Here is a 15229-nt window from a genome sequence, read left to right as displayed (position 1 = left end):
CACGGACCCCCCGCGACCGCGTAATGTCGGCCGTGCGGCCAGACCGGACAAACACAAGCAGGAGAGCACTGTGACCTACGTGATCGCCGAGCCCTGCGTCGACGTGCTCGACAAGGCGTGCATCGACGAGTGCCCCGTCGATTGCATCTACGAGGGTGATCGGATGCTCTACATCCACCCCGACGAGTGCGTGGACTGCGGTGCGTGCGAACCGGTCTGCCCGGTCGAAGCCATCTACTACGAGGACGACGTGCCCGACGAGTGGGCCGCCTACACCAAGGCGAACGTGGACTTCTTCGACGAGCTGGGCTCGCCGGGCGGGGCGTCGAAGGTCGGCAAGACCAGCCACGACCCCGAGTTCATCAAGAAACTCCCCCCGCAGGGCGAATGAGCCCCGTCGCCCTACCCGATTTTCCCTGGGACTCGCTCGCCACGGCCAAGGCCAAGGCGCAGGCCCACGCGGACGGCGTCGTCGACCTGTCCGTCGGCACGCCGGTGGACCCGGTCCCGGCCGGCATCCGCGACGCGCTGGCGTCGGTCTCGGACGTGCCCGGCTACCCGACCACGCACGGGACCCCGGCGTTGCGCTCGGCGGTCGTCGACGCGCTGCGCCGCCGTCACGGCATCCAGGGCCTCGACCCGGACGCGGTGCTGCCGACGATCGGCTCGAAGGAACTGGTCGCCTGGCTGCCGCGACTGCTCGGCGTCGGTCACGGGGACCTGGTGGTCATCCCCGAACTGGCGTACCCGACCTACGAGGTCGGCACGCTGCTCGCGGGCGCGACGCTGATCCGCGCCGACGGCCTGACCCAGCTCGGCCCACAACGGCCGTCGTTGCTGTGGCTCAATTCGCCTGCCAACCCGACCGGCCGCGTGCTGGGCGTCGAGCACCTGCGCAAGGTGGTCGAGTGGGCCCGCGAGCGTGGCACGATCGTCGTCTCCGACGAGTGCTACCTGGCGCTGGGCTGGGAGACCGAGCCGCTGTCGATCCTGCACCCGTCCGTCCACGGTGGACGGCTGGACGGGCTGCTCGCGGTGCACTCGCTGTCGAAGTCGGCGAACCTGGCCAGCTACCGCGCCGGGTTCGTCACCGGTGACCCGAAGCTGGTCGCCCAGTTGCTGGCCGTCCGCAAGCACGCGGGGATGATCGTGCCCCGGCCGGTGCAGGAGGCGATGGTCGCCGCGCTGACCGACGACGAGGCACTCGGCGCCCAGCGCGAGCGGTATGCCCGGCGGCGCGAGCCGCTGCGGAAGGCGTTGAAGGACAGCGGTTTCCGGATCGACCACTCCGAAGCCGGGCTGTACCTGTGGTCGAGCCGGGATGAGGACGCCTGGCAGACCATCGACTGGCTGGCCGAACGCGGCATCCTGGCCGCCCCCGGCACCTTCTACGGTCCCGCGGGCAAAAATCACGTGCGGATCGCCCTCACCGCCACCGACGAACGCATCGAAGCCGCCGTCACCCGCCTGGCCTAACCACCCCCGTCCAAATGCTATGAGTGGGGCATTACTTGCATTCAACGCAAGTAATGCCCCACTCATAGCATTCGGCGGCGGGGGCAGGCGGGGGCAGGCGGGGGTCAGGGGGCGTGGCCGGTGATGCCGTGGTGGATGAAGTCGGTGAGCAGGTCGACGGCCTCGTCGTCGGGCAGGTCGCGGCCGTCGCCCCCGGCCACCAGCCAGGTGTGGGCGAACTGGTCCAGCAGCGCGGTGATCGCCGAGGTGACCAGTTCCGGCGGGCCCGGCAGGTGCGCGAGGTGCGCCAGGTGGTCGGCCCAGTGGGCCTGGTCCGCGCTGATCATCTGCCGCAGCCGCCTGCCGAAGTCCTCGTTGACCATGGCCGCTTGCCGTAGCGCCACCATTTCCGGCAGGTGCGCCCGGTAGAACCGCCAGAAGCTCGCCACGTGCCAGCGCAGCGCTGAGCGCTTCGAGAAGTCCGGGTCGTGCTCCGGCTCGGCCACGCCTTCGTCGGCCGCGGCGAGCATGTCCACCAGCAACGCTTCGAGCAGCTCTTCCTTGCCGGCGAAGTGGTTGTAGAACGACCCCGCGGCGCGCCCGGCCTCGGCCGTGATGTCGGTGATCTTGGTGTTCAGGTAGCCCTGCCTGGCGAACACGCGCCGCGCGGCCGCCTTGAGCGCGCCCTCGGTTTCCGCCGCCTTCTGCTTGCGGCTCGTCGCACTGGTCACCGCCACCTCCTTGACGCCAGACGCTAGCAGCGTCCATGATGAATCTAAATTCAGTGAATGGAGATTCATCATGGAGGTGCTGATCGCGGGCGCCGGTCCGACCGGCCTGACCCTGGCCATCGATCTGGCCCGGCGCGGAGTCGGGGTGCGGGTGGTGGAGAAGGCCGCGGAGTTCTTCAACGGGTCCCGCGGCGACGGGCTGCAACCGCGCACGCTGGAGGTCTTCGACGACCTCGGGGTGGCGGAAGCCGTGCTCGACGCCGGGATCGCGCCGCCGGCCACCCGCGTGTACGTCGCCGGGGAGTTCGTCGGCGTGCACTGGATGGGCGAACTGCGGGAGCCGACACCGGACGTGCCCTATCCGAACGGGTGCATGCTCGGGCAGTCGCGGACCGAGGGCATCCTGCGCGAGCGGCTGGCCGGGTTCGGGGTGCGGGTGGAACTCGGCACCGAACTGACCGGGTTCACCCAGGACGACGCCGGGGTGGACGTGGTGCTGAACGGCACCGGGCGGACGCGCGTGGACTACCTGGTCGGCGCGGACGGCGGGCGCAGCTTCGTGCGGAAGTCACTCGGCATCCCGTTCGAGGGCACCACGGACGACTCGATGCGGATGCTGCTCGGCGACGTCGCGGCCGAGGGTCTGGACCACGACTTCGGCCACTGGTTCGGGCAGACAGCCGACCCGCGCGAGGGCATCGGGCTCACCCCGCTCTCGGGCGGCTCGCAGTTCCAGTTCGCCGCGCCGCTGGACGGCGACCCGTCGCTGGCGGGGTTGCAGGCGCTGCTCGACCGGTTCACCGGCGGCATGGACATCCGGCTGCACGACCTGACCTGGTCCACGGTGTGGCGGCCGAACAGCAGGCTCACCGCGCGCTACCGGCAGGGCCGCGTCTTCCTGGCGGGCGACGCCGCGCACGTGCACCCGCCGACCGGTGGGCAGGGGCTCAACACCGGGGTCGGGGACGCGATGAACCTCGGCTGGAAGCTGGCCGCCGAACAGCACCTGGACACCTACGAAGCCGAACGCCGGCCGGTGGCGGCCGCGGTGCTGGAGTTGAGCGAGGCTTCGCTGAAGAAGTACACCGAGGGGGATGCCGACGCGCATCGGCGTGGGGTCGAGTACCACCAGCTCGGGATCAGCTACGCGGGCGGCCCGCTGGCGCGGGACGAGCGGGCGCGGCCGGGTCGGGTGGTCGCCGGTGATCGCGCGCCGGACGGGCCGGTCGACGAGAAGACGCGGCTGTTCGACCTGTTCCGGGGTCCACATTGGACAACCCTGGCCTTCGGCCGCCCGGCGCCGGACGAGGAGCACACCCACTCGATCAGCGGGCCCGCGCTGGAGATCTACGACGTGGAGCCGGGCACGATCGTCCGGGTGCGCCCGGACGGCTACATCGGCTCGATCACCGGCTGATCACGGCTACCGCTTCAGCAGGACCTCGGCGGCCGCGTCGATCTCGGCGACCACGTCCGGCCACACCGAGCGGGCGACCGCGCAGCGCAGGTGTTCCCGTTCCACGACGCGGCCCGCGATGAAGGCGATCGCCGGGTCCGCGTTGGCGGCCAGCGCGCGGACGCGGTCGGCGGCGACCACGGCGTCCTGGTGGTCGCCGAGCACGGTCTGCAGTCGCTCGGCGGCCTTCACCAGCACCTTGATCGCCTTCTTCGCGGCCTTGTCCGGCGCGGCGGGTTTGGCCAGTTCACCGGCGTAGCGCAGGCGTTTGCCGTGGATGCGCAGCGCGTGCAGGTCGTCGTCCGGCGGGTTCGCCGGCAGGGCGGCGACCGCCTTGGCCAGCTTCCGGTAGGGCTTGCGCAGCGCGCGGACCAGATCCACCTCGGTGGTGTCCACCTTGGACTCCGCCACCGGCTCCACCTCGCCGGGCCGTGCGAGCTGGGCGGTCATCGTCAAGGTCGTGCGGTACCGGCCACCGTTGAGCACCTTGGTCAGCCGCCGCTTCGCCTGCCCGCGCTGGGCGACGAACCGCGCGACCAGCTGCCGGGCGGCGAGCTGGTCGGTGGTCTCGAATTCGGCGACCACCTCACGCAGGTGCTCGATCAGCACGTCGAAATCCCGCACCTCGCCGAGGGCGTTGCCGAGCCAGCCCAGCTCGGCACGCACCTCGTCGGTGGTCGGCCCGAGCCCGCCGGAGACCTTCAGCACACTGCGCATCCGCCGGATGGCCACGCGCATCTGGTGCAGGTGCTCGGGTTCGGTGCCCGCGCGGGTGCCCGGCTCGTGCTCGAGCACCGCGCGCAGCTGCCGGTCCAGCTTGGCGCGGATGTGCGCCACCGGCGGATCGTCCGACCGCACCTTCGGCGGCTCCGGCGGCAGACCGAGGTCCGACGGCGTCCTGAGCGGCGAGCGCTGGGGTGTGGTCACGGTGGTCATCTGATCAATGGTAGGTGACCACCGCTGGGCCGAACGGGGTTCAGTTGGCGTGCAGGGCCGCGTTCAGCTCGATCCCGGCGCCGGGGCGTTCCACCACTTCGACCGCGCCGGTGCCCGAGTTCCGCCGGAACAACGCGCCCGAGATGCCGGACAGCTCCCGCGCCTTGACCGTCTTGCCCTCGAAGACCACCTTGGTGCCCGCGGTGACGTACAGCCCGGCCTCGACCACCGAATCGTCGCCGAGCGAGATGCCGATGCCGCCGTTCGCGCCGATCAGGCAGCGCTCGCCGATCGAGATGATCTCCTTGCCACCGCCGGAGAGCGTGCCCATGATCGACGCGCCGCCGCCGACGTCGCTGCCGTCGCCGACCACCACGCCCGCCGAGATGCGGCCTTCGACCATGGACGCGCCGAGCGTGCCGGCGTTGTAGTTCACGAAGCCCTCGTGCATGACCGTGGTGCCGGTGGCCAGGTGCGCGCCGAGCCGCGCGCGGTCGGCGTCGGCGATCCGGACGCCGGTCGGGGTGACGTAGTCGACCATCCGGGGGAACTTGTCCACGCCGTAGACGGTCACCGCGCCCCGCGAGCGCAGGCGCAGGCGGGTGGCCTCGAATCCCTCGACCGGGCACGGCCCGTGGTTGGTCCACACCACGTTGGCCAGCAGGCCGAAGATGCCGTCCAGGTTCTGCCCGTGCGGCCGGACCAGCCGGTGCGAGAGCAGGTGCAGGCGGAGGTACACGTCGTGCGCGTCGGCCGGGGCGTCGGCGAGGCTGCCGATCCGGGTGCGCACGGCGACCACCTCGACGCCGCGGTCGGTGTCCTCACCGAGCAGCGTGGCCGCGGCCTCGCCGAGGGCTTCGATGGCTTCTTCCCGCGAAAGCCGTTCGGTGCCGCCGGTGCCCGCGTCCGCCAGCTTCGGCTGGGGGTACCAGGTGTCCAGCACCACACCGTCGGTGCTGATGGTGGCCAGCCCGACGCCGCTGGCCCCGGTGGTCTCGGGTGAAGGAATCTCGGTCACGCAGTGACCGTAACCGAGCAAGAGTCACTCTGTCGCTGTGGGCGCGTCCCGTAGTCGTGTACGCACAGTATCCAAACCGGTCTTCAACTGGTCCAGATGGCGCAAGCACACAGCCGGTTCAGGTGCGGTTTCCGCCTCGCAACCTGCGCCTCGGTAGCCATCGATGCCGGTCGAAAGTTGCTGCCCGGGTTCACGCAGCGCGACGAAAGTCTCCGCCAGCTTGTTCACCGTTCCGGTGAAGCTGCCGAGTTGCGTGACGTATTTCTCGCAGAGCCAGTACTTCTGCTGCTCCGGTGCGCGGAAACAGGGGTCCGCGGTGAGGGCGTTGGCCTTGGTGAGCAGTGCTTCGGGGCTGACCTCGCCCGGCTTCGGCTGGGCGGACCGGGGCTCTTCGCTCCCGCAGCCGGCGAGCGCCAGCAGTCCGGCCGCGAACAGTGCGAGGGTGGAACGGCGGATGCGCACCCCGTCACCGTACTTCGGTAGGTTGCCGGTCATGGCTCTGGACCTGCATGCCGACCCGATCGACCTGACCGCGGCACTGGTGGACGTGCCGAGCGAGTCCGGCCAGGAGGCGGAGCTGGCCGACCTCGTCGAGGCGGCGCTGCGCCGGGACGCCCCGCACCTCGAGGTGGTCCGCAACGGGGACGCGGTGCTGGCGCGCACGAACCTGGGCAGGCCCAGCCGGGTGATCCTCGCCGGGCACCTGGACACCGTGCCCGCCAACGACAACCTGCCCGTCCGCCGCGAGGGCGAGCACCTGCACGGCCTGGGCACGGTGGACATGAAGTCGGGTGACGCGGTGTTCCTGCACCTCGCCGCCGAGATCGCCGAGCCGAAGCACGACGTGACCTTCGTCTTCTACGACAACGAAGAGGTCGAAGCCACGCGCAACGGCCTCGGCCGCATCGAGCGCGAGATGCCGGACTGGCTGCGCGCCGACCTGGCGATCGTCGGGGAGCCCTCGAACGCGGTGATCGAGGCGGGCTGCCAGGGCACCATGCGGGTCCGGCTGCGGATCAAGGGCCGGCGGGCGCACACCGCGCGGGCCTGGCGAGGGTCGAACGCGATCCACGGCCTGTACGAACCGCTGCGGCGCCTGGCCGAGTACCGCCCGCGCACGCCGCAGATCGACGGCCTGACCTACCACGAAGGCCTCCAGGCGGTGCGCGTGCACGGGGGTGTGGCCGGGAACGTGGTGCCGGACGACGCGGTGCTCGACATCAACCACCGGTACGCCCCGGACCGCTCGCCCGAGCAGGCCGAACAACACCTGCGCGAGGTCTTCGACGGCTACGAACTGTCCGTCGTGGACGTCTCGCCGGGCGCGCTGCCGGGCCTGGACGCGCCCGCCGCGGCCGAGCTGGTCCGGGCCGCGGGCGGGCAGCCGGTGGCGAAGCTGGGCTGGACCGACGTGGCCCGGTTCTCCGCGTTGGGCATGGCGGCGGTCAACTTCGGGCCCGGGGATCCGGCGCTGGCGCACACCCAGCAGGAGAACGTCGCGATTTCCGACATCACGCAGGTCACCCAGGTGCTGCGGGCCTTCCTGAGCTGACCTGGCCCGTTGACGACCGGCGCGGGCGGCGCTATCTTCGCGGAACTGTCAAGAAAGTTTCCTATCTATTCCGCCGCCGGGAATGGGGAAACCGTGAGACGCCCCGCCGTGCTCGCGTTGCTCACCGCCCTCCTCCTGCCCGTCGCCCCGGCGACCGCCGAGCCCGTCACCGGCGAGCTGCGCGTCGACCAGGTCGGTTACGGCCCCGCCGAGACCAAGGTCGCTTACCTGCTGGGCCGGGCTCCGGCTGAAGGCGCCCGGTTCACCGTGGTCGACGCCCGCGGCCGGACCGTGCACACCGGCCGGGCACCCGCCCCGGCCGGCTCGTGGAACGCCGCCCACCCCGCCGTGCACCAGCTCGACTTCAGCGCGGTCCGGCAGCCGGGGACCTACCGGATCAAGCTCGGCTCGGCGACCTCGCCGGAGTTCCGGATCGGCAGCGGCCTCTTCGCACCGCTGGCGCGGGCCAACAACGAGTTCTTCCAGGCCCAGCGTGACGGCGGGCAGGTGCTGCCTGGCCGGTTGGACCGGAAGCCCGCGCACCTGGCCGACCGGCAGGCGACCGTCTACGCCGAGCCCGAGTTCGGCGGTGACTTCGGCGACGAAATCCTGGCGCCGCTGAAGCCGATCGGCGGGCCGGTCGATGTCGAGGGCGGCTGGGCCGACGCGGGCGACTACGTCAAGTTCACCTCCAACTCCGCGTACTCGCTGGCGGAGATGGGCCTTTCGCTGCGGGTGCGGTACGACCGCGCGCTCGCCGACGAGGTCCGCTTCGGGCTGCGGTGGCTGGACAAGATGTGGGACGCCCCCAGCGGGGTGCTCTACGCGCAGGTCGGCATCGGCACCGGGAGCGAGGAGTTCGGCTTCCTCGGCGACCACGACGTCTGGCGGTTGCCGGAGGCCGACGACGCGCGGCTGGTGCAGCCGGGGCACCCCGAGTACTTCGTCAAGCACCGCCCGGTGTTCCCGGCGAACGCGCCGGGCGAGGCGATCAGCCCGAACCTGGCGGGCCGGGTGGCCGCGGCCTTCGCGCTGGGTGCCCAGGTCGAACGGGACAGGACGCTGGCACGCAGGTACCTCGACGAGGCCGCGTCGGTGTTCGCCAAGGCCAAGACCACCGGGGTCGGCGAGCTGGTCACCGCCTTCCCGCACTCCTACTACCCCGAGTCGTCCTGGCGCGACGACCTCGAACTCGGTGCCACGCAGCTCGCGCTGGCCGGGCAGCGGCTCGGCGACCGGCGGGCGAAGGAGTGGACCTCGCAGGCCGTCCACTGGGCTCGCGAGTACCTCGGCGGCGGCGACCGGGGCACGCTGAACCTCTACGACACCAGCGCACTCGCGCACGCCGACCTGGCCCGGCTCGCCCCGCACCTGCGCGGTGAACTGGTCGCGGACCTGCGGCGACAGCTCGACGAGGGGGTGGCCGGTGCGCAGGCGAGCCCGTTCCGCACGGCCGTGGACCTCACCCGGTTCGACGCCGCCACCAAGAGCTTCGGCTTCGCCGCGACGGCCCGGCTCCACCGCGGGCTCACCGGCGACCCGGCCTACGACGCCTTCGGCACACAACAGCGCAACTTCGCGCTCGGCGCCAACGCCTGGGGCATCTCGCTCGTCGTCGGCGCCGGGAGCCGATATCCACATTGCCCCCATCATCAGGTGGCAAACCTGCGCGGAGCTCCGTTGAGGGTGGTGGCGGGAGACGGGCGGGCAAACCTGCGCGGAGCTCCGTTGAGGGTGGTGGCGGGAGACGGGCGGGCAAACCTGCGCGGAGCTCCGTTGAGGGTGGTGGCGGGAGACGGGCGGGCAAACCTGCGCGGAGCTCCGTTGAGGGTGGTGGCGGGAGACGGGTGGGCCAATCTTGTCGGCAATACCGGCGGAGGTGCGCGAATCCTCCACGGCGCGGTGGTCAACGGGCCGAACGGCACGGCGAACTTCGAGGGCCTGACCCCGCCGGACGGAGCCACCCCGTGCGGCAAGTCGCTGGCCGCCTACGACACCCCCGACACGCGCTTCTTCGACGACGTGAGTTCATGGCCCAGTTCCGAACCGGCCATCGACTTCACTTCCACCGCGATGCTCGCCTTCACCCTGAGTCCGTAAGCTCGGGACGGTGACTGAGCGAACTGCAGAGGTGCCCGGCGAGGAGTATCCGGAGCACCCGCCGGAGAAGCACCGTGGCCCCGTCGTCCTGCGACGCGAACGGCGTTCCGAGGCCACCACCACCGATGAGCGGCTGCTCGACACCCGCGGTCCGTCCGACTGGGTGCACACCGACCCGTGGCGGGTGCTGCGCATCCAGGCCGAGTTCGTCGAGGGCTTCGGCGCGCTGGCCGAGGTGCCGCGTGCGGTGACCGTGTTCGGTTCCGCCCGCACGCCGCGCGAGCACCCCGAGTACGAACTCGGCCGCAAGATCGGCGGCGCGCTGGCCAGCGCCGGGTTCGCCACCATCACCGGCGGTGGTCCCGGCTCGATGGAAGCGGTCAACCGCGGCGCTTCCGAGGCGGGCGGGTTCTCCATCGGCCTCGGCATCGAGCTGCCGTTCGAGCAGGGCCTGAACCCCTGGGTCGACCTCGGCGTGAACTTCCGGTACTTCTTCACCCGCAAGACCATGTTCATCAAGTACTCGCAGGCCTTCATCTGCCTGCCCGGCGGCTTCGGCACGCTCGACGAGCTGTTCGAGGCGCTGACCCTGGTGCAGACCAAGAAGGTGACCAAGTTCCCGGTGGTGCTCTTCGGCAGCGAGTACTGGGGCGGGCTCTACGACTGGATCGCGAAAACCCTGTTGCGCGAGGGCAAGATCGGGCAGAAGGATCTGGACCTGCTGCACGTCACCGACGACGTCGACGACGCGGTGTCGGTGGTGCAGGAGGCGTACAAGGCATGGGAGGAAGCCCACTAGTGAAGCGGGTCTGCGTGTTCTGCGGGTCCTCGCCCGGCAACAGCCCGGTCTACGCCGAGCAGGCCGCCGCGCTCGGGAAGCTGCTGGCCGAGCGCGGCATCGGGCTGGTCTACGGCGGGGCGAGCGTGGGCATCATGGGCGTGGTGGCCGACGCCGCGCTGGCCGCGGGCGGTGAGGTGATCGGGGTGATCCCCGGGCACCTGATGAACGCCGAGGTGGGGCACCACGGGCTGACCGAACTGCACGTGGTCGACACCATGCACGAGCGCAAGGCGCTGATGGCCGAGCTGTCCGACGGCTTCCTCGCGCTGCCGGGCGGTGCGGGCACGCTGGAGGAGTTGTTCGAGGTGTGGACCTGGGCGCAGCTCGGCCTGCACGCGAAGCCGCTCGGGCTGGTGGACGTGGCAGGCTACTTCCAGCCGCTGCGGAAGTTCGTCGATCACATGGTGGACGAGGGTTTCCTGCGCCCGCAGCACCGCGAAATGGTGACCGTGGACGCGGACCCGCTGGTGTTGCTGGCCGCCTTCGACGCGCACAACGGCGTCACCGTCGACAAGTGGCAGCGTTCCCCGGAAGCGTGAGCCGGTCAGACGCCGAAGTGGTAGATGTTCGGCAGCCCGGCCACCGGCAGGCAGGCGGCGCCGCTGAAGCAGACCTCGGTCCGGCTGATGTCGATCTGCGCGGGGACGTCGGCGTAGGCGGAGACGTAGTACGCGACGCCCTCGCGCAGCCGGGTCTCGGCGGCCGTGGTCGTGCCTTCGCGCAGCACCTCGGAATCCGCGCGTGCCTTGGATTCCGGGGCGAAACTACCGAACGCGAGGAACTGCGCGGCGCAGTCGCTCATCGAGATCGGGGCGCAGGCGCCGGTGCTCGGGAAGCGCACCGAAGCGGGTAGCACGGCGTCGCCGGTCACCGCGGCGGGCAGGTCGGAGATCCGCAGCACCACGCCGAGCGTGGTGCGGCCGGTGACCTCGGGCCTGCCGCGAAACCGGGTGTTCGTGCCCTGGGCGACGCCCTGGGCCAGGAACGCCGGCGTGCGGTGGACGGGCCCGCTCGACGCGGGCAGCGTGCGCACCGGCATCGGTTCGGGCGGCCGGGAAACCGGGCTGGTCGTGCTCGGCGCCACGGTCTCGGCCGGGCCGCCGCCGCAACCGGCCAGCAGACCGGCGGTGCCCAGAGCGGCCAGTGTGGTTCGGAACGGTCTTCGTCTCGGGTCCATGCCGGTGCCGACGGTACCTGCGGAAGGGGCGTCCCTGGGGTAACAGTTCGGGCGCTTAGGGTGGTACCCATGGGTAAGTTGCGGACCTGGCAGCAGCCGCGCTGGTCTGCGCGCGAACTCGCCGAGGCGAAGGGCGGGCGCACGGTTTCCGTGGTGCTGCCCGCGCTCGACGAGGCCGAGACGGTCGGCGGGGTGGTCGCCTCGGTGCTGCCGCACACCGGCACCCTGGTCGACGAACTCGTCGTGGTCGACTCCGGGTCCACCGACGACACGGCCGAGGTCGCCGCCCGCGCGGGCGCCAGGGTGGTGCGGCGCGAGGACGTGCTGCCGGACCTCCCGCCGTGGCCAGGCAAGGGCGAAGTGCTCTGGCGCGCGATCGCCGCGACCACCGGCGACCTGATCGTCTACCTCGACTCCGACCTGGTCGACCCCGATCCGGCGTTCGTGCCCGCGCTGCTCGGGCCACTGCTCACCGCGCCGGGCGTGCACCTGGTCAAGGGTTTCTACCGCCGTCCGCTGCGCCTGGAGACCGCCGAGCTCGGCACCGGTGGCGGCCGGGTCACCGAACTGCTCGCGCGCCCGCTGCTGTCCGCGCTGCGACCGCAGCTGTCCGGCCTGGTCCAGCCGCTCGGCGGGGAGTACGCGGCGACTCGCGAGTTCCTCGAGTCGGTGCCGTTCGCCGCCGGGTACGGCGTGGAGATCGGGCTGCTGCTCGACGCCGAGGCCCGGTACGGCGTCGACGGGCTCGCGCAGGTCAACCTCGGGGTGCGCAAGCACCGCAACCGGTCACTGCTGCAGCTCGGCGTGATGGCCAGGCAGATCCTCGGCACCACGCTCGCGCGTTGCGGCATCGACCAGGCCGGGGGTGAGCTGACCCAGTTCGTGCAGGTCTGCGGGGAGTGGCTGCCCGACGTCACCGAGGTCCTCATCGCGGACCGGCCGCCGATGCTCGAAGCCGTCCGCCTCGGCGAGGTCGTGCGTGGCCAGGACCACGGTGGCCCCGGGACAGGCTCGTAGCACCCCGTCGAGCACGCGCCGGGCGTGTGCCGGATCGAGGCCCTCGGTCGGTTCGTCGAGGATGAGCACGCGTGGGCGGGCCAGCACGGCACGCGCCAGCATGAGCCGCCGCCGTTGCCCGCCGGAAAGCGTGGTCGCGTCGATTTCCCGGTCGCAGTCGAGGTCCGCGGCTTCGCAGGCGCGACGAAGTTCGGCGTCCGTTGCCTTGGGGGCGGCCAGCAGCAGGTTTTCTTCAACGGACAACCGGAAGATGTGTGCGTGCGCGGTGGCGCCGCAGATGATCCGGGGTACTTGCCCGGGGTCGAAGTCGCCCAGCGGACGTCCGTTCACGGTCACCTGCCCGGCTTCCGGTTCGAGCAGGCCGAGCAGTACGTGCAACACCGTGGTCTTGCCGGAACCGCTGGGCCCGATCAGCGCGACTCGCTTGCCCTGCGGCAGATCCAGGTCCAGGAGTGGCAGATCCCGCGCGATGACGCCGTTGAGCCGCAGGTGTACCGGCCCGTCGGGGACATTCGCCGTGCCGGGTTCGGGCGCCGGTTCGGTGAACAGCGCCCGCAGGCGTCGCACGGACGCCCGGGTTTCCACCCAGCGCTGGGCGGCGGCGGGCAGCGGCAGCACGACCTCGAAGGCGGCGAGCGTGCCGAGGGCGAGTGCGGCGGTCAGCGGGGTGGAGACCCCGGCGACCAGCGCGACCGCCAGCGTCGTCCCGAGTTGGAGAGCCACACCGGCCGCCGCGAGCGCGCTCACCCAGCGCGTGCGCTCGGTCGACGCCAGTTCGTCGACGGCCTTCGCGGCAGCGGCCAGCGCCCGCCGATCGGCACCGTAGGCGAGCAGTTCTTCCGCGCCGCGCACCAGATCCACGGCGTGCTCGCCGACCGCGGCCCGTGCCGGTGCGCCGCGGGCCGCGGCTTTCGCGGTCAGCCGGGCGCAGCACCACGGCAGCGCGATGCCGCCGAGCGCGAGCCCGATCGCCAGCGTGATGGCAGCGGCCGGGGAGAAGAACGCGCTGATCAGCACCGCGATCATGCCGGTCAGCGCGGCGACCCCGGCCGGGAGCAGGCACCGCAGCACGGCGTCCTGCGCGGCGTCCACATCGGACACCACACGGGCGAGCAGATCGGCGTCGGACGAACGCGCGTCCCGATGGGGCAGCAAAGCCCGGTACACCCGCGCCCGCACCTCGCCGATCGCCGACAGCACGACCTCGTGCCCGGCGAGGCGTTCGGCGTACCGCAGCGAACCACGCAGCAGCGCCAGCGTGCGCACGGCGACGATGGCCACGGTCAGTGCGGTGATCGGCGGATGTTCGGCCGCACGCAGGAGCAACCACGCCGCGATACCCATCAGCGCGAGCCCGGCGAGTTCGGCGGCCGTCGCGAGCAGCGCGGCCCACAGCAGCTTCATGCTTCCTCCCACAGCTTCCCGTGCCGCAGTTCGACCACGCGCGTGGCCAGCGCGGTCATCGCGGGCCGGTGGGCGACCAGCACCGCGGTCCGCCCCTCGGCCAGCTCCGCCGCGGTGCGCAGGACCGCGGTCTCGGTCACGGTGTCAAGGTGGGCGGTGGGTTCGTCGAGCAGGAGAAGCCCGGCTTGGGGGCGCAGGAACGCCCGCGCCAGGCCGACGCGCTGACGCTGCCCCGACGAGATCCCCGCCGCCCGCGAGAAGTCGATCCCGGCCGCCTTGGCCGCCGTTTCGACGTCTCCTTCCGCACCCAGGCTGATGTTGTCCGCCAGGCTGCCCGGGAACATCGTCGGCCGCTGCGGCACCCACGCCAGCTGCGCCCGCCAGGCGGTGAGGTCGAGTTCCCGCAGGTCCACGCCGTCGACCAGGACCCGGCCCGCGGTCGGGCGGACGAAACCGAGCAGCACGGCGAGCAGCGTGCTCTTGCCCGATCCGCTCGGGCCGACCAGTACCAGCCGCTCACCCGACCGGATCGTCAAGTCGACATCGGACAGTGCATTGTGGTCCCGGCCCGGATACCGCACGGTCACGCCCTCGAACCGGATCTCGCCCATCGTGGCCCTTCCGCTGCCTTCGAGCTGCGCCTGCGGCAGGGCCCGCACCTCTTCCAGTACGGCCAGCCCTTCCGCGCTGGCGTGGAACTTCGCGCCCGCCGCACGCAGTGGCAGGTAGGCCTCGGGCGCCAGCAGCAGGACCACCAGCGCGGTCTGCGCGGTGAGCCCGCCGTCGAGCAAGCGCAAGCCGACCGGTACGGCGACCAGTGCCACCGACAGCGTCGCGACCAGTTCCAGCACCAGCGCGGAAAGGAAGGCGACGCGGAGCGTGCGCATGGTGGCGCTCGCGTGCGCGTCGGCCATCTTCCGCACGGTCCGCGCCTGCGCCTGTGCCCGGCCGAACACCTTGAGCGTCGGCAGGCCGGTCACCACGTCCAGGAAGTGACCGCCCAAAGTGGACAGCAGCCGCCACTGCCGTTCGGTGCGGTCCCGGGTGTGCGCGCCGACCAGCGCGGCGAACACCGGGATCAGCGGCAACGTCACGGCCACCGTCAAGCCCGCCACCAGGTCCGCGGTGAGCAGCCGCGCCAGCACGGCGAGCGGAATGACCACCGAGCCGACCAGCTTCGGCAGGTATTCGGCGAAGTAGCCGTGCACGCCGTCGATGCCGCGGGTGACCAGCGTGGCCGTGCTCCCCGCGTCGCGCGTGTGGAGTGACCTGGCCAGCACACTCTTTCGCAGCGTGGTTTTGACCTTCGTGGTGTACCGGTCGGCGATCGCGCCTCCTGCCCAGGTCAGCGCGGCACGTCCGAGGATCGCGCCTCCCAGCAGCGCTGCGGTACCCGTGGCCGGTCCGGTCAACAGTGCGGCCAGCAATTCGGCCTGCACCAGAATGGCGACGGCCGTCAGTGCGCCGAGCACCCCCAACGTGACCAGGTACTTTTCGAACCCGGGAAGCTCCTCGCGCAGGCGTGGATCGATCGGCCGCATC

14 protein-coding genes and 1 pseudogene are annotated in these 15229 nt (G+C 71.6%); 8 read left to right on the top strand and 7 right to left on the bottom strand.

Annotated features, from left to right (window positions below):
- The first annotated feature begins 70 nt into the window (after positions 1-70).
- Positions 71-391 (top strand): ferredoxin family protein, encoded by a 321-nt coding sequence (gene fdxA, locus L3Q67_RS05740; protein ID WP_499188545.1) that lies wholly within the window; start codon positions 71-73, stop codon positions 389-391.
- Positions 388-1476, top strand: a complete 1089-nt coding sequence (gene dapC / locus L3Q67_RS05735) for a pyridoxal phosphate-dependent aminotransferase (protein ID WP_499188544.1) — start codon at positions 388-390, stop codon at positions 1474-1476. The genes fdxA and dapC overlap by 4 nt, the downstream gene beginning before the upstream one ends.
- Positions 1477-1580: 104 nt before the next feature.
- Here the strand turns inward: dapC and L3Q67_RS05730 are convergent, their stop codons facing one another.
- Positions 1581-2186, bottom strand: coding sequence for a TetR/AcrR family transcriptional regulator (locus L3Q67_RS05730; RefSeq protein WP_499188543.1), 606 nt, complete (start codon positions 2184-2186; stop codon positions 1581-1583).
- Between the two features lie 70 nt (positions 2187-2256).
- Between L3Q67_RS05730 and L3Q67_RS05725 the strand changes: the two genes are divergently transcribed.
- Positions 2257-3603 carry an FAD-dependent monooxygenase gene (locus tag L3Q67_RS05725; protein WP_499188542.1) on the top strand — a complete coding sequence of 449 codons (1347 nt, stop codon included), beginning with the start codon at positions 2257-2259 and terminating at the stop codon, positions 3601-3603.
- 6 nt (positions 3604-3609) lie between these two features.
- On the opposite strand, the gene L3Q67_RS05720 is transcribed toward L3Q67_RS05725, so the two are convergent.
- From L3Q67_RS05720 to L3Q67_RS05710, 3 genes are read right to left on the bottom strand one after another with little or no spacing between them, the layout of a single operon-like run.
- Positions 3610-4578, bottom strand: coding sequence for a CHAD domain-containing protein (locus L3Q67_RS05720; protein ID WP_499188541.1), 969 nt, complete (start codon positions 4576-4578; stop codon positions 3610-3612).
- Between the two features lie 40 nt (positions 4579-4618).
- A complete protein-coding gene (gene dapD, locus L3Q67_RS05715; RefSeq protein WP_499188540.1) occupies positions 4619-5596 on the bottom strand; it encodes a 2,3,4,5-tetrahydropyridine-2,6-dicarboxylate N-succinyltransferase in 978 nt (325 codons plus the stop codon).
- 24 nt (positions 5597-5620) lie between these two features.
- Positions 5621-6091 carry a hypothetical protein gene (locus tag L3Q67_RS05710; protein ID WP_499188539.1) on the bottom strand — a complete coding sequence of 157 codons (471 nt, stop codon included), beginning with the start codon at positions 6089-6091 and terminating at the stop codon, positions 5621-5623.
- Between L3Q67_RS05710 and dapE the strand changes: the two genes are divergently transcribed.
- The 4 genes from dapE (at position 6090) to L3Q67_RS05690 (ending at position 10628) form a co-directional block, all read left to right on the top strand.
- The gene (dapE, locus tag L3Q67_RS05705) at positions 6090-7148 is read left to right on the top strand and encodes a succinyl-diaminopimelate desuccinylase (RefSeq protein ID WP_499188538.1); all 1059 of its coding nucleotides are present in this window, start codon (positions 6090-6092) and stop codon (positions 7146-7148) included. The two genes, L3Q67_RS05710 and dapE, sit on opposite strands and share 2 nt — an antisense overlap.
- Before the next feature lie 93 nt (positions 7149-7241).
- The gene (locus L3Q67_RS05700) at positions 7242-9248 is read left to right on the top strand and encodes a glycoside hydrolase family 9 protein (protein WP_499188537.1); all 2007 of its coding nucleotides are present in this window, start codon (positions 7242-7244) and stop codon (positions 9246-9248) included.
- 10 nt (positions 9249-9258) lie between these two features.
- Positions 9259-10047, top strand: coding sequence for an LOG family protein (locus tag L3Q67_RS05695; protein ID WP_499188536.1), 789 nt, complete (start codon positions 9259-9261; stop codon positions 10045-10047).
- Positions 10047-10628 carry an LOG family protein gene (locus L3Q67_RS05690; protein WP_499188535.1) on the top strand — a complete coding sequence of 194 codons (582 nt, stop codon included), beginning with the start codon at positions 10047-10049 and terminating at the stop codon, positions 10626-10628. The genes L3Q67_RS05695 and L3Q67_RS05690 overlap by 1 nt, the downstream gene beginning before the upstream one ends.
- Before the next feature lie 5 nt (positions 10629-10633).
- Here L3Q67_RS05690 and L3Q67_RS05685 read toward each other — a convergent pair whose 3' ends face one another.
- Complete coding sequence (locus L3Q67_RS05685; RefSeq protein WP_499188534.1) at positions 10634-11266, bottom strand: hypothetical protein; 633 nt, start codon at positions 11264-11266, stop codon at positions 10634-10636.
- A 69-nt stretch (positions 11267-11335) separates the two neighbouring features.
- Here L3Q67_RS05685 and L3Q67_RS05680 point away from each other — a divergent pair, with 69 nt between their 5' ends.
- Positions 11336-12283, top strand: a complete 948-nt coding sequence (locus L3Q67_RS05680) for a glucosyl-3-phosphoglycerate synthase (protein WP_499188533.1) — start codon at positions 11336-11338, stop codon at positions 12281-12283.
- A 9-nt stretch (positions 12284-12292) separates the two neighbouring features.
- Here the strand turns inward: L3Q67_RS05680 and cydC are convergent.
- Together cydC and cydD are read right to left on the bottom strand one after the other, a co-directional pair.
- Positions 12293-13687, bottom strand: a pseudogene (gene cydC, locus L3Q67_RS05675) (thiol reductant ABC exporter subunit CydC); the annotation flags it as partial.
- The gene (cydD, locus tag L3Q67_RS05670; protein ID WP_499188532.1) at positions 13684-15228 is read right to left on the bottom strand and encodes an ABC transporter ATP-binding protein/permease; all 1545 of its coding nucleotides are present in this window, start codon (positions 15226-15228) and stop codon (positions 13684-13686) included. The pseudogene cydC and the gene cydD, both read right to left, overlap by 4 nt.
- Position 15229 lies beyond the last annotated feature (1 nt).

The sequence above is a fragment of the Saccharothrix sp. AJ9571 genome (assembly GCF_021725495.1).
Taxonomy (GTDB): Bacteria; Actinomycetota; Actinomycetes; order Mycobacteriales; family Pseudonocardiaceae; genus Amycolatopsis; species Amycolatopsis magusensis.
The sequence above is the reverse complement of the archived record's forward strand: the minus strand, read 5'-3'. Positions and strand labels throughout refer to the sequence as shown.